Below are 21,902 nucleotides of genomic sequence, written 5' to 3' on the forward strand. Positions count from 1 at the left end.
ATGGTGGTTGATACATTCGCCGCAGACAAGGCCCGACGCCGTCCGAGGAGGACCCTTGAGCGCATCCACACCCCGCTTCGGCGTCAACTACACGCCCCGCCGCGGCTGGTTCCACTCCTGGCACGACTTCGAACCGGAGCACGCCCGCGAGGATCTCGCCCAGATCGCAGCGCTGGGCCTCGATCACATCCGCGTCTTCCACCTGTGGCCCCTGCTCCAGCCCAACCGCACCCTCATCCGCACCGCCGCCGTGGACCAGCTGGTGCACCTCGTCGATCTCGCGGCGGAGGCCGGGCTCGACGTCCTCGTGGACGGCGTCCAGGGCCATCTGTCCAGCTTCGACTTCTATCCGGAGTGGACCCGCAGCTGGCATCACCGCAACGTGTTCACCGACCCCGAAGCCATCGAGGCCCAGGCGCGACTCCTGCGCACCCTCGGCCGAGCCCTCGCCGACCGCCCCAACCTCCTGGGCCTCCAGCTCGGCAACGAGCTCAACAACCTGGTCGAACACAACCCGGTGACGGCCGCCGAGGTGGACCACTACCTCGACACGCTCCTGGCCGCCGCCAGGGACGGCCTGCCCGCCGCGGAGCATCTGGTCACGCACTCGGCCTACGACGCCGCCTGGTACGGCGACGACCATCCCTTCACCCCCGAGGCCTCCGCCCGCAAGGGCGATCTCACCACCGTCCACCCCTGGGTCTTCTCCGGCGACTGCGCCCGCCGCTACGGCCCCCGCTCCCCCGAGGTCCTGCACCTCGCCGAGTACGGCACGGAGCTCGCCAAGGCGTACGCCGACGACCCCACGAGGCCGGTCTGGGTCCAGGAGACCGGCGCCCCCGAGCCCCACATCCCCGCCGCCGACGCCCCGGACTTCGCCCGCGCGACCTTGCTGAACGCGGCCGACTGCACAGACCTGTGGGGCGTCACCTGGTGGTCCTCCCACGACGTGGACCGCGCCCTGGCCGACTACCCCGAACTGGAGTACACCCTGGGCCTGTTCGACGCGATGGGCCGGGCGAAGCCGATCGCGCGGGCACTCGCCGACGCGGTCGCCGAACTTCGTACCGCCCCGCGTTCAGCACCGGCGCGCGAAACGGCCCTGGTGCTGGAGTGCACTCCGGCGACACGCTCTGTTTCCGGTCCGGGAGGCGCGTACTTCGAGGCGTGGATGCAGATGCGCGGGGAGGGCGTGCGTCCGGCGGTCGTGCTGGCGGAACGGGCGGAGGACGGTGACTACTTGAGGGCGCGGGGAATCAAGGAGGCCGTATGGCCCCATCCCTTTCCAACCGTGGTCACCAGCTGATTCCGGCCGCCACCGGCAGGTGGTCGCTGCCGGTGGCCGGCAGCACCCACGAGCTCTGCGGCTCCACGCCACGGACGAGGATCTGGTCGATCCGCGCCACCGGGAAGGACGCCGGCCAGCTGAAGCCGAAGCCGTCCCCGGCCTCGTCCTGGGCCGAGTGCAGCTGCGAGGTGATGCCGTCGAGCGCGCGGTCGTCCATGGTGCCGTTGAGGTCGCCGAGCAGTACCACTCGCTCGTTGCGCTCGGCGGCGAGGACCTCGGCGAGCGCCTGCGCGTTTCTGTCCCGGCTGTCCGTCCAAAAGCCCGTCCTGGGAGTCACCCGTACGGACCCCAGGTGGGCCACGTACACCGCCAGCGGCCCCTGGTCCGTGGCCACCGTGGTGCGCAGCGCCCGGTTGTAGGCCAGCTTGACCTCGGCCGGCTTGGCGTCCCCCAGCGGCCCGGCGTCCTGCTCGATGTCGACCGGCCGGGTGTCCGACAGCGGCAGCTTGCTCCACAACCCGACCGTGCCCAGCACCGTGTGGTGGGGGTACGTCTTCGCCAGTTCCTCCTCGTACAGCGGCTTCGCCTCCGCGGTGATCTCCTCCAGGGCCAGCACGTCCGCATCGGAGGCGGCCAGGTCGCGCGCGGTGCCGGCCGGGTCGGGGTTGTCGGCGCCGACGTTGTGGCTGGCCACGGTGAGGTCGCTGCCCGCGTGTGACTTGTCGCCGAGCAGCCCGCCGAAGAGGTTCAGCCACACGGTGACCGGCAGCAGCAGCGCGACGACCGCGGAGGCGGAGCGGCGCCACAGCGCGCCGGCCAGCAGCACCGGAATGAACAGGCCGAACCATGGCAGGAACGTCTCCACCAGGCTGCCGAGGCCCCCGATCCCGTTCGGGATCTCCGCGTGCAGCAGCATGAACAGGCCGAGCAGCAGCGCCAGCGCCACGAGCACCGGGCCCCGCTTCCACGGCTCCGGGCGGGAGAGGAGGCGGATCACGTTCCGGGTCTCGGCACGCCCCTCGCCTTCGTCCTGCTGCCGCGCATCCGCGAGGTCTTGCACTGTTTCACTCACTGATCAGATGTCCTCGTTGTCAGCTGTATGGGGTGGTGGGGCGGGCAGTTGAACTGCGATACGGAGTCCGCCCTCGGGGCGCGGGGTGATGGTGAGGGATCCGTCGTGCACTTCGGCGATCCGCTTGACGATGGCCAGGCCGAGGCCGACGCCCGCGTGGTCCGTGTGAACGCGCTCGGTGCCGCGCTGGAACGGTTCGGTGAGGGTGGAGACCAGCTGAGGGGTGAGCTTCTCGCCGGTGTTCTCGACGGTGAGCACCGCGGTCCTGGGGCGGACGCCGGTGGTCACCCATACCGTCCCCTTACCGGGCAGGTTGTGGACGATCGCGTTGTGCACGAGGTTCGTGGTCAGCTGCAGCAGCAGCGCTTGGGATCCGACGGTGGGGGTGATGTCACCGGAGGTCTCGATGGTGACGCCGTGCCGTTCCGCGAGAGGGAGGAGCGTTTCGGTGGCTTCTTCCGCGAGGAGGGACAGGTCGACCGGTTCGCGGGTGAAGGACCGCTGGTCGGCGCGGCTGAGCAGGAGCAGTGCCTCGGTGAGGTCGATCGCCCGGGTGTTGACGGCGTCGAGGCGGGCGATGACCTCGCCGGGGTCATGGTTCGGGTCGGTGCGGGCCACCTCGAGCAGGGTCTTCGAGATCGCCAGCGGGGTGCGCAGCTCGTGTGAGGCGTTGGCGGCGAATCTCTGCTGTTCCGCGACCTGGGCTTCGAGCCGCGCGAGCATCGTGTCGAAGGCGTCGGCGAGTTCGCGGAACTCGTCTCTGCGGCCCGGCAGCCGGATCCGGTGGGAGAGCGATCCGTTCGTGGCCATGCGGGTGGCTTCGGTGATGCGCGTCAGGGGAGCGAGCATACGGCCGGCGAGGATCCATCCCCCCAGGAGGCCGAACACCAGGAGGAACACCATGACCGCGGCTGCCATGGGGGCGAAACCGCGCACGAAGTGGGTGCCCGGAGTCGATCTCCATGCCCCCTGTTCGTTGGTCTGCAACCACCCCTCCCGCAGGAGAAACACTCCGATGGCGGCGAGCAGCAAGGCACCGGCGAGCATGAGGAATCCGGCGTAGCTGAGGGTGAGTTTGACGCGAACGCTCAACCCGGGCTGCCTATCCACGGTCTCGTCCCTCACGTCCGGCACCGGGTGCCGTGTCGATGCGGTAGCCGACGCCCGGCACGGTGGCGATGATCCAGGGTTCGCCCAGACGCTTGCGCAGTGCCGAGACGGTGATCCGCACGGCGTTGGTGAACGGGTCGGCGTTCTCGTCCCACGCCCGCTCCAGCAGATCTTCGGCGCTGACGACACCGCCCTCGGCGCCGACAAGGACTTCGAGCACCGCGAACTGCTTCCTGGTCAGCGCGACGTAGCGGCCGTCGCGGTGGACCTCCCGGCGGAACGGATCAAGGCGCAGCCCCGCGATCTCCCGCACCGGCGGCCTCCTGTGTGCCCGCCTGCGGTCGAGCGCTCTGAGCCTGAGCACGAGTTCCCGCAGGTCGAACGGTTTCGTGAGGTAGTCGTCGGCGCCGAGCTCGAACCCGGTGGCCTTGTCGTCCAGCCGGTCGGCGGCGGTGAGCATGAGGATCGGCATGCCGCTGCCGGAGTCGACGATGCTCTTGGCGATCTCGTCACCGCTGGGTCCGGGGATGTCCCGGTCGAGGACGGCGATGTCGTAGGCGTTGACGCTCAGCAGCTCCAGAGCGGTGTCGCCGTCACCCGCGATGTCCGCCGCGATCGCTTCCAGGCGCAGGCCATCGCGGATGGCCTCGGCCAGATAGGGCTCGTCCTCGACGATCAGCACACGCATACTCCGAGGCTACGAGTCGGCACATATCGTCGTCGTATCGAAAACCGCATACGGGCCGGCAACACCGCGCTGCCTTGACTGCGGGCATGACATACAGCGAATCAGCACGAAAAGCGGCCCGCCGTACCCGATCGGCCTTCCTCGCCGCCTTTGTGGCCATCAGCGCGACCCTCGTCGGCGTCCTCGTCTGGCAGTCGCTGGCGTCCTCGCCCTCCTCGCAGGCGTCCCTGCCCTCCTTAACGGCATCACCCACCGACACCCCTCAGGGAGACCACAGGCGTGCGGCCCCCAAGGGTGTCCTTGGCGAGGATGACGGCGCTCTCCCTGACGGCGTGACCGTGTTCGACGACGGGTATCCGGGCGTGACCAAGCTCGGCCCCGAGCTGCTCCGGGCCGTGCGCGAGGCGGCGACGGATGCCGCCGGCGACGGCGTCAAGTTCTACGTCAACAGCGGCTGGCGTTCCGCGGAGCTGCAGAATCAGCTGCTGCGTGAGGCGGTCGCGAAGTACGGCTCGGAGGAAGAAGCCGCGCGATGGGTGGCCACAGCGGACACGTCACCTCATGTGTCGGGGGACGCGATCGACATAGGGCAGGACAACGCCACGACGTGGCTGTCCGAGCACGGCGCCGAGTACGGCCTGTGCCAGATCTACGGCAACGAGCCCTGGCACTACGAACTGCGCCCCGAAGCCGTCGATGAGGGTTGCCCCGCCATGTATGCCGACCCCACGCACGACCCGAGGATGCAGTGATGAGGGGCCATGTCTATGCGCTCAGCACCTCTGCCACGGCACGCAGATTGACCCGCCCCCGCCCGAACGAACACAACGCACCACCCTCCGGCAGCCCGGTGTCCACCCGCACCACGTCCGGCCGCCGCCCCACCACCGCATCCCGCATCCGCTCCTGCCAGGGATACAGCCCGGCATCACACGTGGCGACGACCAACGGCGACTCACCGGCCAACCGCGATATCTCGTCCACCAGCGCACCGGCGTCTGCCGGCTCCCCCGTGACCGCCACGCCTGAAGCCGTACCGTCGACCTCCCGCACCTCGCTCAACAGATCCTCTCCACCCCAGTTGAGCGCCGGATGCGGCGGCGGAAACAGATCGACGAGGAACGCTCCACGCAACCCCATCGGCTCGCTCCGCCCCCGCACCGCCCGCCGCGCGGCCTCCAGCCCCGCCTCCGCGTCCCACCCGGAAACCACCGCGGCGGGAGTCGCGTACTTCCGGGCCAGCTCCCGAACCCGCCCTGCGGCCTCCCGCACCCGCCCTTCCGACAACGCACCGGTCCGCAACGCATCGATCACCGCGTCCCGGCAGGCCAGCGTCACCCCCAAGTCCGCTACCGCCACGATCACTTGGTCCGCCCCGGCCCCCAGCGCGAGCCGCGCCCCCGCAGCCTCGCCGTACCGCTCGGCGATCGCCTTCATCTCCAACGCGTCGCTCACCAGCACGCCCTCGAAGCCGAGTTCGTCCCGGAGCAGCCCGCTGAGGATGCGCGGGCTGAGCGTGGCGGGCCGGTCGGGATCCAGCGCCGGAAAGACGACGTGCGCGCTCATCAGCATCGGCACACCCGCGGCGACGGCGGCCCGGAACGGCGCGAGGTCGAGTGCGTCGTACGACCGCGGATCGACGGCCGTCTCGTGGTGGCTGTCGGTGACCGTGCCGCCGTGCCCCGGGAAGTGCTTGGCGCACGAGGCGATCCCGCGCGCCTCGGTTGCGGCGGTCCAGGCGCTCAGATGGCGGGAGGCCACATCGGGGTCCGCGCCGAAGGAACGCGTCCGCACGATCGGGTTGAGGGGGTGGTGCTGCAGGTCGGCGACGGGGGCGTACGAGGCGGTGATGCCCAGCGAGGCGAGGTGTCCGGCGAGCGCGTCGGCGCAGCGGGCGGTCAGCTCGGGGTCGTCGACGACCCCGAGGGCGTAGGAGCCGGGCACATCCGGGGCACCCGCACGCACCAGGTGTCCGATGCCGCCACCCTCGTTGTCGATGGCCACCAGCAGGTCGGGCCGCAACGCCCGTAGCGTGTCGGTGAGTTCGCGGACCTGCGCCGCGTCCCGCACATTGCGGGTGAACAGAATGACCCCGCCGAGGCCACGGTCGATCAGTCGCTTGAGCGTGTCGGGGACGGACGTGGTGCCGTCGAAGCCCGCGACGAGACAGCGGTGGACCGCCTCGTCCAGGTCGGAGGGCAGAGCCGGACTGAGGGGCGCGCGCTCGATGTGGGTCACCCCTGGAATCCTCTGGATCGCTCAGCCAAAAGTCAACCAATTCATGGATGACTCATTCATCCTGGAAACTTGGAGCCTTGTCGTGCTCGCGGCCAGGATTCCCGGGATGGTGGCCCCATGGAGAACGAGCGGCGGTTCGACGTATGGGCGGCGGGGCCCGCCTATGAGCGATTCATGGGCCGCTGGAGCCGACGGGTGGCGGAGGAGTTCGTCGCAGGGCTCGACTGCGCGGATGCTCTGCGCTGGCTCGACGTGGGCTGCGGCACGGGCGCACTGTCGGCAGTCGTGTCCGCCCGACAACGCCCTCGCCTACTGGTGTCCTGCGACCGGTCGGAGGAGTTCGTACGCTCGGCCCGCGCGACGGTTCCCGGCCCCGTGCACTTCGTCGTGGCGGACGCGATGTCGCTCCCGGTGCGCGGTGGGGCGTACGACGTGGCGGTCAGCGGTCTGACGCTGAACTTCCTGCCGGTGCCCGCAGGGGCGCTCGCCGAGATGGTACGAGCGCTGCGCCCCGGCGGCCTGGCCGCGGCCTACGTGTGGGACTACGGCGAAGGCATGCAATTCCTGCGCCGGTTCTGGGACACGGCCGTCGCACTGGACCCGGCAGCGGCCGTGCTCGACGAGGGCCGCCGATTCCCCGTCTGCCGGCCCGAACCGCTCCGCGCGCTGTGGACAGGCGCGGGCCTCGTGGACGTATCCGTCGCACCCCTCGAAATACCCACTGTCTTCGCCGACTTCACCGACCTGTGGCAGCCCTTCCTCGCCGGCCAGGGCCCCGCCCCGGGCTACGTGGCCACCCTCACCCCGGCCGCCCGGGACCGCCTGCGGGACAGATTCCGAGCCGCCGTCCCCAGCTCACCGGACGGCTCCATCCGGCTCACGGCCCGCGCGTGGGCGGTGTACGGCCGCAAGACCGAATGAACGCCGGGCGGTTCGGGCAGGGACGCCGGTCTGGCCGCCGTGGCCTACGCCGTCAACCTGTTCGGCGGTCCCGTCGTCCCCCGGATCTCCAGCGTCGGCACGGCGAGGTGGACGTCGCCCTGCCCGCCGCGTCCCTCGAACCGGTCGAGCAGACGGCGGGCTGCCCGGCGGCCGACCTCGTGGCCGGCGTTGTCGACGGTGGTGAGCCAGACGTGGCGGAGGCGGGAGATGCTGGTGTTGTCGTAGCCGACGACGGACACATCGCGAGGGACGCGCAGGCCCAGTTCGTCGGCCGCCGACAGGGCGCCGGCGGACGCGATGTCGTTGACGGCGAAGACGGCGGTGGGGCGGTCGGGGCGGCTCAGGAGGCGGACGGTGGTGCGGTAGCCGCCCTCCTCGGTCATGTCGCTGGGTTCGACCACGGCGCCGTCCGCGAGGCCGTGTGCCCGCATCGTCTCCTCGAAGCTGCGTCGCCGCAGTTCGCCGACCGCGCCGAAGCCCGCGATGTGCGCGATCCGTCGGTGGCCGAGCCCGATGAGGTGCTCGGTGACCAGCCGCGCGCCCTTCTCGTCGTCGCCCGCGACCACGTCGACGCCGACCGGCACCGCCTCGCGCGCGCCCGCGACGACGACGGGGATCCGCTCGGCGACCGCACCGAGTGCCGCCGGATCGGGCAGCGTGCCGACCACGACCAGGCCGTCGACCTGGAGGTCCAGGAAGGGACGGGCGAGGTCCTGGCCTATGCGGCGGTTGAGGCGGGCGTCGGCCAGCAGCATGTGCAGGCCGTTGTCGTGCAGGAGGGAGTTGAGACCGTCCAGAAGCTCCACGAACCACGGGTTGCGCAGGTCGTTCAGGAGGACGCCTACCGTGCGGGAGCGCTGCTCGCTGAGGCTGCGCGCGGCGGCGTTGGGGCGGTAGCCGAGCTCGCGTACCGCCAGCAGCACGGCGTCCCGTTTCTCGGGCCGTACCTGGGCGGAGCCGCGCAGCACCAGGGAGACCAGCGACTTGGAGACACCGGCGCGTTCGGCCACGTCTCGGATGGTCGGCGCTCTCATGAAGTGGACCGTTCCACGAGGTGGACGTGTTGTCAAAGCCCTTGACACCATGCGGAAACCCCGCTCAGGGTGGCCTGGACAAGGAATGGACCGGTCCAAAAGGGCCCGAGTGGCCGAAGAGGGGCTCTCATGGTGGATACGCTCGGTGTCGCCGTCGTCGGATTCGGCTGGATGGGCCGGGTGCACACCCAGGCGTACGCCCGAGTCCCGCACCACTACCCCCGACTGCCCCTGCGGCCCGAACTCGTGACCGTCGCCGAGGAGGTGCCCGGCCGGGCCGAGGAGGCCGCCGCGCAGTTCGGCTTCGCCTCGACCACCCGCGACTGGCGCGAGGTGGCCGCCGATCCCCGCGTCCAGGCGGTCAGCATCACCGCCCCGAACTTCCTGCACCGCGAGATCGGCGTCGCGATGGCGGAGGCCGGCAAGCACATCTGGATCGAGAAGCCGGTCGGCCTGACCGCCGACGACGCCCGGTCGGTCGCCGACGCCGTGGCCAAAGCGGGCGTGCAGAGCGCGGTCGGCTTCAACTACCGCAACGCGCCCGCCGTCGCGACCGCCCGCGAGCTGATCGCGGCCGGCGACATCGGCACGGTCACCCATGTCCGCATCCGACTCTTCAGCGACTACGCGGCGCATCCCGAAGGCGCGCTGACCTGGCGGTACGAGCGGGAACGCGGCGGCAGCGGAGTGCTGGGCGACCTCGCCTCGCACGGCGCCGACCTGGCCCGCTTCCTGCTGGGCGACATCGCGTCCCTCACCGCCGACACGGCGATCTTCGTCCCCGAGCGGGCCCGCCCCCTCGGCGCCACCGCCGGTCACACCCGTGCCACGGGCGGCGCACTCGGCCCGGTCGAGAACGAGGACTACGTCAGCTGCCTGCTGCGCTTCACTTCGGGCGCCCGCGGTGTCCTGGAGGCCAGCAGGGTCGCGGTCGGCGAGCAGAACAACTACGGCTTCGAGGTGCACGGCACCGAGGGCGCCGTCTTCTGGGACTTCCGCCGCATGAATGAGCTTGGCGTCAGCCGCGGCACGACGTACCAGGACCAGCCAGTCAGCACGGTCTACGTCGGCCCGGGCGACGGCGAGTACGCCGCTTTCCAGCCGGGCGCGGCCAACAGCATGGGCTACGACGACCTCAAGGTCATCGAGGCCCACCGCTTCCTGCGCTCGATCGCAGAGGGCACGCCGTACGGGGCGACGCTCGCGGACGCCGTGCACAGTGCGGCCGTACTCGACGCGATGGCGCGGTCCGCGGAGAGCGGTGCCTGGGTCACGCCGTAGGCATGTTGTAGGGCGTCACGACCTGGATCGCGGACGGCAGGGTCGGTCCCGCGGGCGGCAGGGCTCCGTGGGCCCGCATCACGAGGTGGCAGGCCTCGCGCATGTCCTGGCGCAGGTCGTGGTGGAGGACGGCGGACAGCCGGTGTTCGCGCAGCAGCCGGGTGTTGTCGTGGTCGAGGTCGTGCGCGACGAACACCACGCACTCCCGGCCCAGGTCCTCGAAGGCGCGCAGGGTGGCGATGTTGCCGCCGCCGATCGAGTAGACCGCCCGGATGTCGGGGTCGCGTTTGAGGGCGGCGCGGACGAGGTCGTACTGCGTGGCGTCGAGGCCCTGTCCCTCGGCGATCTCGACCAGCGTGCGGTCCGGATGCCGGGCGCGCATGGCACTGCGGAAGCCCATCTCGCGCTCCTCCTCGTTGCGGAAGAACCCGCTGCTGAGGCTGGTGAGCACATTGCCGGGGCGGTCCCCGAGCCACTGGCCCATGAGGTACGCGGCGGTCGCCCCGGCGGCCCGGTTGTCTATGCCGACGTAGGCGAGGCGCGGGGTTGCGGGCAGGTCCGTCACCAGGGTCACCACCGGGATGCCCGCCTCCGCGAGCCTGGTGACGGCGGCCGTGACCTCGGGGACGTCCGGCGCCTTGAGGATCACGCCCTGCGAGCCGCGCCGGGCGATCCGGTCCAGCGTCGTGGTCAGCTCCCGCACCGGGCCGGTCTCCCGGAAGTGGAACCGGGAGCGTACGACGGCCGGGTGCAGGGACGGCAGCTCGGCCTCGAGTGCGGCACGGACGGCGGTGGAGAACCGCTCCGGCGTCTGCATCACGATGTCGATCATGAAGGTGCGGCCGACCAGCCTGACCTGGGTGCGCTGCCGGTCCAGGTCGGCGATGGCCTGCCGGACCTCGCGCTCGGTGCTCTCGCGCACGCCTCCCCGCCCGTTGAGCACGCGGTCGACGGTGGCCTCGCTCAGACCTGCCTGACGTGCGATCTCCCGGATCGGGAAGGGGTGGCCCATAGGGACGGCTCCTTCGGTTGCCCTGAGGGGTTTTTGATGGCTGCCTGCTGGTTGTTCGAAGGGTTTGTACTGACAAGAATGACAGCGCTGAGTCGCCGCTGTCACCGAAGGGACGACGATGTCCTCCACCTCCTGGCCGACCGAGCAAGACTGCGACCTCGACGCCTTCCGCGCGCTGGTCGAGCGGACGACCGAGGCCGCCGACTACCCCTACGCCGCGGCCGTGGAGCAGAACGTCCTGGTGTACGACAGCGACCGGCTGCGCGACGCGAACCGCCGGGATGTCCAGACCGAGCTGGTCCGCGCACTGACCGACGGACCCGGCATCGTCGTCTTCCAGGGGGCCTTTCCCGACCTGGACGCCGTCGACCGGCTCACCGCCGTCTTCGACGCCCTGATCGCCGAGCAGCGCGCCTCGGGCGCGAGCGCCGGTGACCACTTCGCGAAGCCCGGGGCCAACGACCGGGTGTGGAACGCGCTGGAGAAGGCGGCTCTCTACGACCCCGAGGCGTTCGCCGACTACTACGCCAACGGCATCCTGGCTCTGGTCTCGCAGGCCTGGCTCGGCCCCGGCTACCAGGTCACCTCACAGGTCAACGTGGTCAACCCGGGCGGCGCGGCCCAGACCGCACACCGGGACTACCACCTCGGGTTCCTCTCCAACGAGACGGCCGCCGCCTACCCGGCGCACGTCCACCGCCTCTCCCCCGTGCTCACCCTTCAGGGCGCGGTCGCGCACTGCGACATGCCGGTGGAATCCGGCCCGACGATGTACCTGCCGTACTCGCAGTCGTACGAGCCCGGCTATCTGGCGTGGCGACTGCCGGAGTTCCAGGACTGTTTCGAGGACCGGCACGTCCAGCTCCCGCTCGCCAAGGGCGACGCCGTCTTCTTCAACCCGGCTCTGTTCCACGCCGCCGGAACCAACCGCTCCGCGGACATCCGGCGGATGGCCAATCTCCTCCAGGTGTCCTCCGCGTTCGGGCGGGCCATGGAAACGGTGGACCGGGAGGCGATCGCGAACGCCCTCTACCCCGTGCTGCTCAAGCGCAGGTCCGAAGGCGAGCGCTGGCTGGACAACGTCATCGCCGCGAGCGCCGAGGGCTACCCCTTCCCCACCAACCTCGACAGCGATCCACCGGTCGACGGTCTGGCCCCGCCCTCACAGGCCGACGTCGTACGACGGGCCGTGCGTGAGGCATGGACATCCGAGGCTCTGCGTGACGAGCTCCGGGCCGGCGCCGAGCGGCGCGAGAGCTGAAGGGACCTGACCAGACATGGGACTTCTCGACGACAAGGTCGTCCTCGTGGGCGGCGGCAGCCAGGGCGTCGGCGCCGCCGTCGCGCGGGCAGCGTCCCGCGAGGGAGCGATTGTGGCCGTCACCGGCCGGCGCACGGCCCCCGGCGAGGCGCTGGTGACCGAACTGACGGCCGCCGGCGGCAAAGCCATGTTCATCCGGGTCGACCTGGCGGACGCCGAGCAGGCGAAGACGGCCGTAGGCGACGTCGTCTCCACCTACGGCCGGATCGACTGCCTGGTCAACTCGGCGGGGCTGACCTCGCGGGGCACGCTCCTTGACACCACGCCCGCGCTGTTCGACCAGCACATCGCGATCAACCTCAGAGCGCCCTTCTTCACCATGCAGGCCGCCGTCGAGGACATGGTGGCGCGCAAGGCGCCCGGCACGATCGTCAACATCATCACGTCCTCGGCCCACGGCGGGCAGCCGTTCCTGGCGCCGTACGTCGCCGCCAAGGCCGGACTCATCGGCCTGACCCGCAACGCCGCGCACGCGCACCGCTGGGACCGGATCCGGATCAACGGCCTCAACATCGGCTGGACCGCGACCGAGGGCGAGGACGCGACCCAGAAGACCTTCCACGGCGCGGGGGACGACTGGCGTGAGGAAGCTGCCGCCAAGCTGCCGATGGGCAAGCTGGGCCAGCCGGACGAGATCGCGGACTTCGTGGTCTTCCTGCTGTCGGACCGGTCGGGCGTGGTCACCGGTTCGGTGATCGACTGGGACCAGAACGTACTCGGCGGACTCGACTGAGACCTCTCCGCAAGGCAAGAAACCCGCACCCTCCAAGGAGCAACACCCCATGCGTATCGGCATCCTCGGCCTCGGCCGCATCGGCGCCTTCCACGCCGAGACTCTTTCCGGACTCGACGCGGTCGACTCCCTCGTCGTCACCGACCCGTTCGCGGAGGCCGCCAAGGCCGCCGCGGAGCGGTTCGGGGCCGAGGTCGTGGACTCGCCCGAGGCCCTGCTGGCCGCCGGCGTGGACGGCATCGTCGTCGCCGCGGCGACGGACGCCCACCCCGCGCTGATCCTGGCCGGGGTCGAGGCCGGTATCCCCGTCTTCTGCGAGAAGCCCGTCGCCAAGACGATGAGCGAGGGCGTCGAGGTACTGAAGGCCGTCGAGGGCAGCGGCGTGCCGATCCAGATCGGCTACAACCGCCGCTTCGACGCCGGGTTCGTCGCCGCGCGGGCCGCCGTGCAGGCCGGTGAGCTGGGCAAGCTGCACACCGTACGGTCGACCACGCTCGACCCGGCGCCGCCGCCGGCCGCGTACATCGCCGCCTCCGGTGGCATCTTCCGGGACTGCTCGGTGCACGACTTCGACATCATCCGCTGGGTGACCGGCCGCGAGGTGACGGAGGTGTACGCCGTCGGCGGCAACCGGGGTGCCGACTACATCAAGGAGGCGGGCGACGCCGACACCACCGGCGCGATCCTGACCCTGGACGACGGCACGATCGCCGTGGTCTCCAACTCCCGCCACAACGCCCGGGGTTACGACGTCCGCATGGAGATCCACGGCTTCACGGACTCCATCGCCGTCGGCCTGGAGGACAAGCTGCCGCTGCGCTCGGTCGAGCCCGGCGTGACCTTCCCGGCGGGCACCCCGCACGACTTCTTCATGGACCGCTTCACCGCGGCCTACCGCGCCGAACTCACCGCGTTCACCGAGGTCGTGGCCGGCACCCGGCCCTCGCCGTGCACGATCGCGGACGCGCTGGAGGCGGGCTGGATCGCGGACGCGTGCACGCTGTCGCTGCACGAGCACCGGCCGGTGACGATCGAGGAAGTGCGCGCGGTCTGACGTAGGAGAAAGGGGGCTCGGCGGTCGAACCGCCGGGCCCCCTCTTCTCACGGCTGGACGGGCATGCTCCAGCAGTTGGACTTCGCCGGCTTGCCCGCCAGACGGTCCGTCAGCCACGAGATCGCCGCACCCTGATCGGTGAGCAGGGGGGCGAAGTGGTTGAGCAGCGCGTCGCCGAGGCTGGGCAGGATCACCGCCTTGTAGGTGAGGTCGACGCCCTTCTTGCACCACGTGGCGGCGAGGTCGCGGGACTGTCCGTGCGGTACGAGGTTGTCCGCGGTGCCGGTGGCGAGACGGACCGGGCTCTTCGGCAGATGCGTGCCGATGCGCTGTTCGTCGAGGAACGCCCGGACCTTGGGCTCGGAGCGGATGATCTCGCTGATGGACCGGCCGTCCTTGGTCCACTTGGTGCTGCTCGCGAAGCCGTATCCGAAGAGCGCGTCGCCGACGCACATCGTCGACAGGTCCTTCAGCGCGGCCTTGCCCTTCTCGTTGAGGTGGGCCTCGGCGATCGGCCGCAGCTCCGGGTCGGACTGCAGGAACCCGTTGAGCGACCAGCCCAGGGCCCCGGCCAGGTCGCTGCCGTCGATGGCCTCGGTGACCGTGTCCAGGTCGGCCGGCGGAGCGCCCGCGTAGGTGCCCGCGAGCGTCAACTCCGGGGCATACGAGGGCTGTAGCTCGGCTGCCGCGGCCGCGGCTCCGCCGCCCTGGCTGTAGCCGTACAGCCCCACCTTCGACCCGGAGGTGACGGACGCTCCGGCGAGGGCACGGGCCGCGCGGACGGCGTCCAGCACCGCGTGCGCCTCGTCGACCCGGTTGACGTACGTGTGCAGTCGGTCCGTCGCGCCGAGACCGGCGTAGTCGGTGACGACGACCGCGACGCCCTTGGCCAGCAGCCGGTAGACCGCCAGATTCTCGTAACCGACGGACACCGTCTGTCCGTTGAGCCGCAGCGGGTGCTCCAGGCCCATGGAGGCCGCGCACTGGTCGCCCTGCCCCATGGTGCCGGGTGCCACCGCGACCAGCGGGCGTGGGCCGGAGCCCTTCCAGGCGGCGGAGGGTTCGATGTACGCGCCGGTGACGGCCACCGGTCTGCCGTTGGAATCGGTGGACTTGTACATCAGACGGGTCGCCTCGCCCGGCAGCGTTCCGTTCAGGCCGGGCAGGCTCAGGGCGAGGTGCAGCGGCTCACTGCGGATCAACGCGCCATTGGCCGCCGGGAGGGAGGTCGGCGGGTTGTAGAACGCAGGGATCGTGACACCACGGGACACCACCTCGGTGTCCGAGTCCGTCGCCGCGGCGGCCGGCAGGGCCTGGGCACCGAGGCAGGCGGCGGTGGACACCGCTATGAGCAGGCATCTTCCGAGAGACATGCGGCTCCTCCTGGGGAGAGGCATGCGGAGCGGCCTGCCCGGCCTCGTGGGGTCAGGCCGGGCAGGGTGGGGTCGAGGACGCACGTCGTCCCACGGCGTCCTCGGACCACTCCACAATGGATTGCCGCGACCCTACTCACGCGTAAGTTACTCGCGGTATCCCTCGGATTATTACGCTTCAGTAATATGACGCTGTGTCTAACAACGATCATTTCACGTGGTCAGGCAGTAGTCAGGCGCCGCAGGACCGCAGGAACTTCCGTGTACGCACAGCGATGGGCAGGGGCTTGTCGGGCTCACAGGGGTACATGTCCTGCTCGACGATCGCGAACAGTTCCACGCCCAGCCTCTGCGCCGCGACCAGAACCGGCTCCAACTCCGGCACCCCGGACGGGGGTTCGCACATCACCCCGCGCTGCACCGCGGGCCCGAACGGCACCTCGTTCGCCACCACGTCGGCGAGGATCTCCGGGTCGACCTGCTTGAGATGCAGATAACCGATGCGTTCGCCGTACGTCTCGATCAGCTTGACGCTGTCGCCGCCGCAGTAGGCGTAGTGCCCGGTGTCCAGGCAGAGGTTGACCAGTTCGGAGTCGGTCGAGTCGAGGAACCGCTCGACATGGTCCTCGGTGTCGATGTGGGTGTCGGCGTGCGGGTGGACGACGATGTCGAGGCCGTACGCCTCCTTGACCTCGTGTCCGAGCCGTTCCATACCCTTGGTGAGGTGCGCCCACTGCTCGCCGGTCAGCTCCGGCGGTTCGAGGATCTCGGCGGTCTTGTCGTCGCGCCAGAAGGACGGGATGACGACGAGATGCCGGGCGCCCATGGCCTGGGTGAGCGCGGCGACCTGGCTGACGTGCTCCCAGGTGGACTCCCAGACGGAGGGGCCGCGGTGCATGCCGGTGAAGACCGTGCCCGCGGACACCTTCAGGTCACGCCTGGCGATCTCGTCGGTGAGCCGCGCCGGGTCGGTCGGGAGATAGCCGTACGGGCCCAGCTCGATCCAGGGGTAGCCGGCCTCCGCGACCTCGTCCAGAAAGCGTTCCCAGGGCACCTGCTGGGGGTCGTCGGGGAACCAGACGCCCCAGGAGTCGGGGGCCGAGCCGACCCGGATGCGGTCCAGCGCAGGGGTCATTTCAGGGTCTTCCCTTCGGCGGAGGTCGCCACGGGGGCGGTGAGGTCCCCCTCTTCCGGAAGCTCCTCGACGTCGACGCCGCGCACCTGGGCCAACTCGTGCTTGAGCGCGGCGAGTTCGGTGCCGCCGGCCATGTGGTTGGTGAGTTCCTCGAGGCTGACGTCGTCGCGGGAGGCGTTCAGTTCCATGGTGCCGAGGCGCAGGACGCTGAAGTGGTCGCCGACCATGTAGGCGTGGTGGGGGTTGTGGGTGATGAAGATGACGCCGAGGCCGCGGTCGCGGGCGGCGGCGATGTACTTCAGGACCACGCCGGACTGCTTGACGCCGAGGGCGGCGGTGGGCTCGTCCAGGATGAGGACGCGGGCGCCGAAGTAGACGGCGCGGGCGATCGCCACGCACTGGCGCTGGCCGCCGGAGAGCGTGCCGATGGGCTGCTCGAGGTCGTCGAGGATGATGCCCATGTTGCGCAGCTCTTCGTCGGCCGTCTTCTTCATCCGCTCGATGTCGAGGCGGCGGATGGGCCAGGGGCCCTTGGTCATCTCGGAGCCGAGGAAGAAGTTCCGCCAGACCGGCATCAGCGGGACCACGGCAAGGTCCTGGTAGACGGTGGCGATGCCCTTGTCGAGGGCCTCGCGCGGGGTGGAGAAGCGCACCGGCTCGCCGTCGACGAGGAACTGGCCCTCGGTGTGCTGGTGCAGCCCCGAGATGATCTTGATGAGGGTGGACTTGCCGGCGCCGTTGTCGCCGAGGACGCAGGTCACCTGCTGGGGAAAGACCTTCAGGTCGACGCTGTGCAGGGCGCGGATGTTGCCGTACGACTTGCCCGCGTTGCGCAGTTCGACGATCGGTGAATCCTTGTCGGCGACGGCGTCCGCGAGGACCGCACCGTGCGTGCCGGTTCCGTTGCTGGATGTCATCGGGTCACCTCCTGGTCGCCGTACGGCTGACCCACAGATTGATCAGGACGGCGCCGAGCAGCATCACGCCGAGGAACGCCTTGAACCAGTCGGGGTTCCAGCCGGCGTAGACGATGCCCTGCTGCACCATGCCGAACATGAAGGCGCCGAAGACCGGGCCGATCGCGCTGCCGGCGCCGCCGGTCAGCAGACAGCCGCCGATCACCGCGGCGGAGATGTAGATCAGCTCGATGCCGACACCCTCGCCGGACTGCACCGTGTTGAAGGAGAACAGCTGGTGCATGCCGAGGAACCAGGCGCCGAGGCCGACCAGCATGAACAGCGAGATCTTGGTGAAGGTGACCGGGACACCGACGGCCCGCGCGCTGTCCTTGTTGCCGCCGACGGCGAAGATCCAGTTGCCGTACTTGGTGCGCAGCAGGACCCAGGTGGCGATCGCCGCGAAGACCAGCCAGTACACGATGGTGATCTTCACATTGACGCCGCCGACCTCGAAGGACGAGGCGAAGATGGCCTTGGCCTGGTCGAAGCCGTCCATGTCGCTGATGTTGTCGGTCGCGACATTGCCGGTGACCAGCTTCGTCACGGCCAGGTTGATGCCCTGGAGCATCAGGAAGGTGCCCAGGGTGACCAGGAAGCTCGGCAGTCCGGTCTTGACCACCATCCAGCCGTTGAAGAACCCGACCGCCAGCGAGACCAGCAGCGCCGCGATCACGCCGACCCAGACGTTCATGCTCAGCTGGTAGGCGAGCATGCTCGCGGTCAGTGCCGAGGTGATCACCGCGACACCGGACGACAGGTCGAACTCCCCGCCGATCATCAGCAGCGCCACCGGGATCGTCACGATCCCGATCGTCGACGACTGGTACAGGACGTTCGCCATCGAGCTGCCGTCGCGCACCGGCGGCGCCGCGACGAGGAAGAAGATGTACACCGCGACGGCGCCGAGGAAGACACCGACCTCGGGGCGGGCGAGCAGCCGTAGTGCCAGTGAGCGCTGCGCGGTCCTGCCGTCCTTGTCCGTGCCGGGGCCGGGGGCCGGCGGTGTGGTCACCGCCGGCTCAGCCTGTTGGGCCATGCTCATCACCGGGTGCCCTTCGCGGCGAACGCGGCGACGGCGTCGACGTTGGACTTGTCGACGAACGCCGGGCCGGTCAGCACCGGCTGCTCACCGCCGCCCATGTAGTTGCCGTTGTTCTTGTAGAGCCACAGCGAGTCGATCGCCAGGTAGCCCTGGAGGTAGGGCTGCTGGTCGACGGCGAACTCGATGCTGCCTTCGCTGATCGCGCTGGTCAGCTCCTTGTTGAGGTCGAAGGTGGCCACCTTGGCCTTGCTGCCCGTCTCCTCGACCACCTGCGCGGCCGTCAGCGCGAACGGGGCACCGAGCGTGACGACGTGGTCGATCGCCTTGTCCTCGGTGAGCTTGGCGGTGATCGTCGACTTCACGGACGGCATGTCGGTGCCGTTGACGTTCAGGGGCTCGATGTCGCCGTTGAAGGTCTTGGCCACACCGTCACAGCGCTGGGTGAGGCCGATGTTGCCCTGCTCCTGGATGACACAGACGGCCTTCTTGGCGCCGGCCTCGTTCAGCCGCTTGCCAAGTGCCTCGCCCGCGACCGTCTCGTCCTGGCCGAAGAACTCCATCAGGCCGAGCTTCTGCCATTCGCTCACACCGGAGTTGAGGCCGACGACGGGTATGTTCGCCGACTTCGCCTTGCTCACGACGTCCTTCAGGGCGTCCGGCTTGGCGAGGGTGATCGCGATGCCGTCGACCTTCTGGTCGATGGCGTTCTGCACCAGGTTGGCCTGGTTGCCCGCGTTGGGGTCTGCGGAGTAGATCAGCTTGATGTTGTCCTTGGCCGCGGCGGCCTCGGCGCCCTTGCGGACGATGTCCCAGAAGGTGTCACCGGGCGCCTGGTGCGTGACCAGGGCGACCGTCATCCGGGGAGTGCTGGCCTTGCCCGCCGAGGCGCCTTCCGCGCTCTCCTCGGCCTTCTTGCCGCCGGAGCTGCTGGAGCAGCCTGCGAGGGTCAGGGCAGCTGCTGCCGCCACGGCCACTACGGGGGCGAATCTGCGGGAGCGAGCGGAGCGGTCCATCTTTCCTGCACCTCACTGTGCGACGGGGAACGACGGCGCAGGAGGCGGCGGATCGGAGGATCCGGGGTCCGGGCCCTCGCGGGTCCGGGTCTTGCGCCGCCGAACGTGGCTTGTCTGCTGGGACGGGATCAAATCCCTTGGCGGGGCCGCTGTCAATACTTTGTTAAGACATCATTTCACAAACAGGTCCGAATGTTAGAACAAACCATTGACAGCATCGGTCTGCGCGCCCTACAACCTGAGAGTCGGCAGGCCCCATGGGTGGGACCACCTTCCCCCAGCTCGACGAGGAGCGCGCATGGCCGAGTCAGCCCAGCCATATGATCTCATCACGATGGGCCGCACAGGAATCGGGGACGCGGCCGCGGACGTGGCGGTCGCCGCCGCCGGCCTGGGCCGTTCCACGACCGTGCTGACCTCCACCGGCGACGATCCCTACGAGATGGACTGCTTCGCCATCCGCGCGGCCCGCGTCTTCTGGATCACCGGTACCGGTCTGAGCCACGAGCCCAGACGGTCCGCCGTGCTCGCCGCGCTCAAGGCCCGCGGCCGGGCGGGCATCACCGTCTTCGACCTCGACTGGCGCCCGCAGTCCTGGTCGGACCCCGACGAGGCCCGCCCTTATTACGCCGAGGCGCTGCGGCACGCCACTGTCGCGGTCGGCACCCTCGACGCATGCGAGATCATGTCCGGCGTGCGCGAACCGCACGCGTGCGCACGGGCGTTGCTCGACGCGGGTGTCGAGACGGCGGTGGTCAGGCTGGGCACCGCGGGCGTACTCGCCATGCGCCACGACGGCAGCACGGCCGAAGCCCCTCCCGCCGCCGTCGGGCCGGTCAACGGCAACGGCATGGGCGGGGCGTTCGGCGGGGCGCTGTGTCACGGGCTGCTGTCCGGCTGGGATCTGGCGACGACCGTACAGTACGCGGCCGGATCTCCCGCCTCAACCGACCGTCCTGCACAGGGAGTTGGCTAGCATGGCGAAGACCGGTGGCGCCGCGCGTGCCGTGCCCTCCCCCGGGCTCGACGCGGTGGACTTCGCCCTGGACCGGGGCAGTCCGGTGCCGCTGTACTACCAACTCGCCCAGCAGCTGGAGGCGGCGATCGAGCACGGTGTGCTCGCCCCGGGCAATCTCCTCGGCAACGAGATCGACCTGTCCATCCGCCTCGGCCTGTCCCGGCCCACCGTCCGCCAGGCCATCCAGTCCCTCGTCGACAAGGGCCTGCTGGTCCGCCGCCGCGGCGTCGGCACCCAGGTCGTGCACAGCCAGGTCAAACGCCCGCTCGAACTGAGCAGTCTCTACGACGACTTGGAGACGGCCGGGCAGGGCCCCACCACGGAAGTGCTGCGCAACGAGCGGATGGCGGCCACCGCCGACGTCGCCGCCGCCCTCGGTCTCGCGGAGGGCGCCGAGGTCGTCGTCCTGGAGCGGCTGCGCCGCACGCACGGCCAGCCGGTGGCGTTCCTCTGCAACTACCTGCCAGCCGGCCTGCTCGCCCTGGACACCCCCCGGCTCGAGTCGACCGGCCTGTACCGGCTGCTGCGCTCCGCCGGCATCACCCTGCACAGCGCCCGCCAGACCATCGGCGCCCGCTCCGCCACCCCCGACGAGGCCGCCCGCCTCGACGAGAAGGAGGGCGCGGCCCTGCTCACCATGCAGCGCACGGCCTACGACGACACCGGCCGGCCGATCGAGTACGGCACGCACATCTACCGCGCGTCCCGGTACGCCTTCGACTTCCGTCTGCTGGTCAGACCCTGACCGGCCCCGCGCTACGGGCGCGGCCGGGTGCCGAGCGACGCGCTGAACGGGGTGACCGGACGTTCGAGGCGCTCGCCGTCCACGGTGATGTCGATCGCCTCGTTGTAGAAGGCGAGGCGTCCCCTGATCGCGGCCACCGCGGGCAGCGGGTCCGGATAGCTCCAGAGCAGGTTCGGCGGTACGTCGGCCTCGCCCCGCCACGACCAGTAGTCGGCGGTGCCCTTGTACGGGCATGCCGTGTGGTGGTCGGTGGGGACGAACAGATCGCGGCGGACGTCCTCGGGCGGGATGTAGTACCGCGTCGGCAGCGAGGTCTCGAAGAGCAGCACCGGGCGAACGGTGTCGGCGACCAGCGTCCCGTCGATCTCCACCTGGACATGGCGGCTGCTGGGCAGCGCGTCCACCCGCTTGTGCGGGTCGCGCGGGTGGACGAAGATCTCCTCTTCCTCCTCGTACCAGTGGTCGAGACCCCTGTCCCAGCGCAGGAACCACGCGAAGGCGATGTGCCCGGCCAGATCCTCGGCAGGGAAGGTCCACGCCGCGTTCTCCACCACCTCGCCGTCGACCTCGAGGTCGTAGAAGACCTGCGAGCCGGCGTGCGTGCCGGTCGGCGGGTTCTTGGCCGGGCGGAGGAGGTCGGTGCGGACCTCCTCGCGCGGGAAGGCGTACTGCGGAACGGGCAGTTCGGGCTCCCAGACGAGGACGGGATGCCGGCTGTCCACGACGGTGACGTCCCCCTTGACGCCGCGCACCCAGCGTTCGCCGGGCTCCCAGAGGAGGCCTTCGGGGGTGGTCCGGATGGATCGCTCGGTGGGCAGCATGGACATGACCCGCTCTCCTTCGG

The 21,902-nt window shown here is 70.1% G+C and carries 21 protein-coding genes; 9 read left to right on the top strand and 12 right to left on the bottom strand.

Annotated elements, in window-relative coordinates; translation table 11 throughout:
* Positions 1 to 55 precede the first annotated feature (55 nt).
* On the top strand, positions 56 to 1,306 hold the full coding sequence (locus tag AB0I98_RS18910) for a glycosyl hydrolase (RefSeq protein ID WP_362942801.1): 1,251 nt from the start codon (positions 56 to 58) through the stop codon (positions 1,304 to 1,306).
* Here the strand turns inward: AB0I98_RS18910 and AB0I98_RS18915 are convergent.
* The 3 genes from AB0I98_RS18915 to AB0I98_RS18925 form a co-directional block, all read right to left on the bottom strand.
* Entirely contained in the window at positions 1,296 to 2,204 is a 909-nt protein-coding gene (locus tag AB0I98_RS18915) for an endonuclease/exonuclease/phosphatase family protein (protein ID WP_362942965.1), read from the bottom strand. The two genes, AB0I98_RS18910 and AB0I98_RS18915, sit on opposite strands and share 11 nt — an antisense overlap.
* 159 nt (positions 2,205 to 2,363) lie before the next feature.
* Entirely contained in the window at positions 2,364 to 3,470 is a 1,107-nt protein-coding gene (locus AB0I98_RS18920; protein WP_362942804.1) for a HAMP domain-containing sensor histidine kinase, read from the bottom strand.
* Entirely contained in the window at positions 3,463 to 4,158 is a 696-nt protein-coding gene (locus tag AB0I98_RS18925) for a response regulator transcription factor (protein WP_362942807.1), read from the bottom strand. The genes AB0I98_RS18920 and AB0I98_RS18925 overlap by 8 nt, the downstream gene beginning before the upstream one ends.
* An 86-nt stretch (positions 4,159 to 4,244) precedes the next feature.
* Here AB0I98_RS18925 and AB0I98_RS18930 point away from each other — a divergent pair, with 86 nt between their 5' ends.
* Entirely contained in the window at positions 4,245 to 4,910 is a 666-nt protein-coding gene (locus AB0I98_RS18930) for a M15 family metallopeptidase (protein ID WP_362942810.1), read from the top strand.
* A 13-nt stretch (positions 4,911 to 4,923) separates the two neighbouring features.
* Here AB0I98_RS18930 and AB0I98_RS18935 read toward each other — a convergent pair whose 3' ends face one another.
* Complete coding sequence (locus tag AB0I98_RS18935; RefSeq protein ID WP_362942813.1) at positions 4,924 to 6,396, bottom strand: glycoside hydrolase family 3 N-terminal domain-containing protein; 1,473 nt, start codon at positions 6,394 to 6,396, stop codon at positions 4,924 to 4,926.
* A 117-nt stretch (positions 6,397 to 6,513) separates the two neighbouring features.
* Between AB0I98_RS18935 and AB0I98_RS18940 the strand changes: the two genes are divergently transcribed.
* On the top strand, positions 6,514 to 7,317 hold the full coding sequence (locus AB0I98_RS18940) for a class I SAM-dependent methyltransferase (protein WP_362942816.1): 804 nt from the start codon (positions 6,514 to 6,516) through the stop codon (positions 7,315 to 7,317).
* A gap of 44 nt (positions 7,318 to 7,361) precedes the next feature.
* Here the strand turns inward: AB0I98_RS18940 and AB0I98_RS18945 are convergent, their stop codons facing one another.
* Complete coding sequence (locus AB0I98_RS18945; protein ID WP_362942819.1) at positions 7,362 to 8,372, bottom strand: LacI family DNA-binding transcriptional regulator; 1,011 nt, start codon at positions 8,370 to 8,372, stop codon at positions 7,362 to 7,364.
* 129 nt (positions 8,373 to 8,501) lie between these two features.
* Here AB0I98_RS18945 and AB0I98_RS18950 point away from each other — a divergent pair, with 129 nt between their 5' ends.
* Positions 8,502 to 9,653: a Gfo/Idh/MocA family oxidoreductase gene (locus AB0I98_RS18950; RefSeq protein ID WP_362942822.1), complete on the top strand. Its 1,152-nt coding sequence runs from the start codon at positions 8,502 to 8,504 to the stop codon at positions 9,651 to 9,653.
* Here AB0I98_RS18950 and AB0I98_RS18955 read toward each other — a convergent pair.
* Positions 9,643 to 10,665, bottom strand: coding sequence for a LacI family DNA-binding transcriptional regulator (locus AB0I98_RS18955; protein ID WP_362942825.1), 1,023 nt, complete (start codon positions 10,663 to 10,665; stop codon positions 9,643 to 9,645). The two genes, AB0I98_RS18950 and AB0I98_RS18955, sit on opposite strands and share 11 nt — an antisense overlap.
* A 118-nt stretch (positions 10,666 to 10,783) precedes the next feature.
* On the opposite strand from AB0I98_RS18955, the gene AB0I98_RS18960 reads away from it, so the two are divergent.
* From AB0I98_RS18960 to AB0I98_RS18970, 3 genes are read left to right on the top strand one after another with little or no spacing between them, the layout of a single operon-like run.
* On the top strand, positions 10,784 to 11,926 hold the full coding sequence (locus AB0I98_RS18960) for a phytanoyl-CoA dioxygenase family protein (RefSeq protein ID WP_362942828.1): 1,143 nt from the start codon (positions 10,784 to 10,786) through the stop codon (positions 11,924 to 11,926).
* 16 nt (positions 11,927 to 11,942) lie between these two features.
* Positions 11,943 to 12,719 carry an SDR family oxidoreductase gene (locus tag AB0I98_RS18965; RefSeq protein WP_362942831.1) on the top strand — a complete coding sequence of 259 codons (777 nt, stop codon included), beginning with the start codon at positions 11,943 to 11,945 and terminating at the stop codon, positions 12,717 to 12,719.
* A gap of 49 nt (positions 12,720 to 12,768) precedes the next feature.
* Positions 12,769 to 13,773 carry a Gfo/Idh/MocA family oxidoreductase gene (locus AB0I98_RS18970; RefSeq protein ID WP_362942834.1) on the top strand — a complete coding sequence of 335 codons (1,005 nt, stop codon included), beginning with the start codon at positions 12,769 to 12,771 and terminating at the stop codon, positions 13,771 to 13,773.
* Positions 13,774 to 13,820: 47 nt separating this feature from the next.
* On the opposite strand, the gene AB0I98_RS18975 is transcribed toward AB0I98_RS18970, so the two are convergent.
* From AB0I98_RS18975 to AB0I98_RS18995, 5 genes are all read right to left on the bottom strand, one after another.
* Positions 13,821 to 15,146 carry an alpha/beta fold hydrolase gene (locus AB0I98_RS18975; protein WP_362942837.1) on the bottom strand — a complete coding sequence of 442 codons (1,326 nt, stop codon included), beginning with the start codon at positions 15,144 to 15,146 and terminating at the stop codon, positions 13,821 to 13,823.
* A gap of 232 nt (positions 15,147 to 15,378) precedes the next feature.
* Positions 15,379 to 16,281 carry a sugar phosphate isomerase/epimerase gene (locus tag AB0I98_RS18980; protein WP_362942840.1) on the bottom strand — a complete coding sequence of 301 codons (903 nt, stop codon included), beginning with the start codon at positions 16,279 to 16,281 and terminating at the stop codon, positions 15,379 to 15,381.
* Entirely contained in the window at positions 16,278 to 17,198 is a 921-nt protein-coding gene (locus AB0I98_RS18985; RefSeq protein WP_362942843.1) for an ATP-binding cassette domain-containing protein, read from the bottom strand. Before AB0I98_RS18985 ends, AB0I98_RS18980 begins: the two co-directional genes overlap by 4 nt.
* A gap of 4 nt (positions 17,199 to 17,202) precedes the next feature.
* Entirely contained in the window at positions 17,203 to 18,282 is a 1,080-nt protein-coding gene (locus AB0I98_RS18990) for an ABC transporter permease (protein ID WP_362942846.1), read from the bottom strand.
* Positions 18,282 to 19,295, bottom strand: a complete 1,014-nt coding sequence (locus AB0I98_RS18995; protein ID WP_362942849.1) for a sugar ABC transporter substrate-binding protein — start codon at positions 19,293 to 19,295, stop codon at positions 18,282 to 18,284. Before AB0I98_RS18995 ends, AB0I98_RS18990 begins: the two co-directional genes overlap by 1 nt.
* A 298-nt stretch (positions 19,296 to 19,593) precedes the next feature.
* Here AB0I98_RS18995 and AB0I98_RS19000 point away from each other — a divergent pair, with 298 nt between their 5' ends.
* On the top strand, positions 19,594 to 20,271 hold the full coding sequence (locus tag AB0I98_RS19000; protein WP_362942852.1) for a PfkB family carbohydrate kinase: 678 nt from the start codon (positions 19,594 to 19,596) through the stop codon (positions 20,269 to 20,271).
* A 1-nt stretch (position 20,272) separates the two neighbouring features.
* Positions 20,273 to 21,058, top strand: a complete 786-nt coding sequence (locus AB0I98_RS19005) for a GntR family transcriptional regulator (RefSeq protein WP_362942855.1) — start codon at positions 20,273 to 20,275, stop codon at positions 21,056 to 21,058.
* Positions 21,059 to 21,069: 11 nt separating this feature from the next.
* Here the strand turns inward: AB0I98_RS19005 and AB0I98_RS19010 are convergent, their stop codons facing one another.
* Positions 21,070 to 21,885 carry a DUF427 domain-containing protein gene (locus AB0I98_RS19010; protein ID WP_362942858.1) on the bottom strand — a complete coding sequence of 272 codons (816 nt, stop codon included), beginning with the start codon at positions 21,883 to 21,885 and terminating at the stop codon, positions 21,070 to 21,072.
* Between the last annotated feature and the right edge of the window lie 17 nt (positions 21,886 to 21,902).

It is taken from the genome of Streptomyces sp. NPDC050211 (assembly GCF_040656035.1).
Lineage (GTDB): Bacteria > Actinomycetota > Actinomycetes > Streptomycetales > Streptomycetaceae > Streptomyces.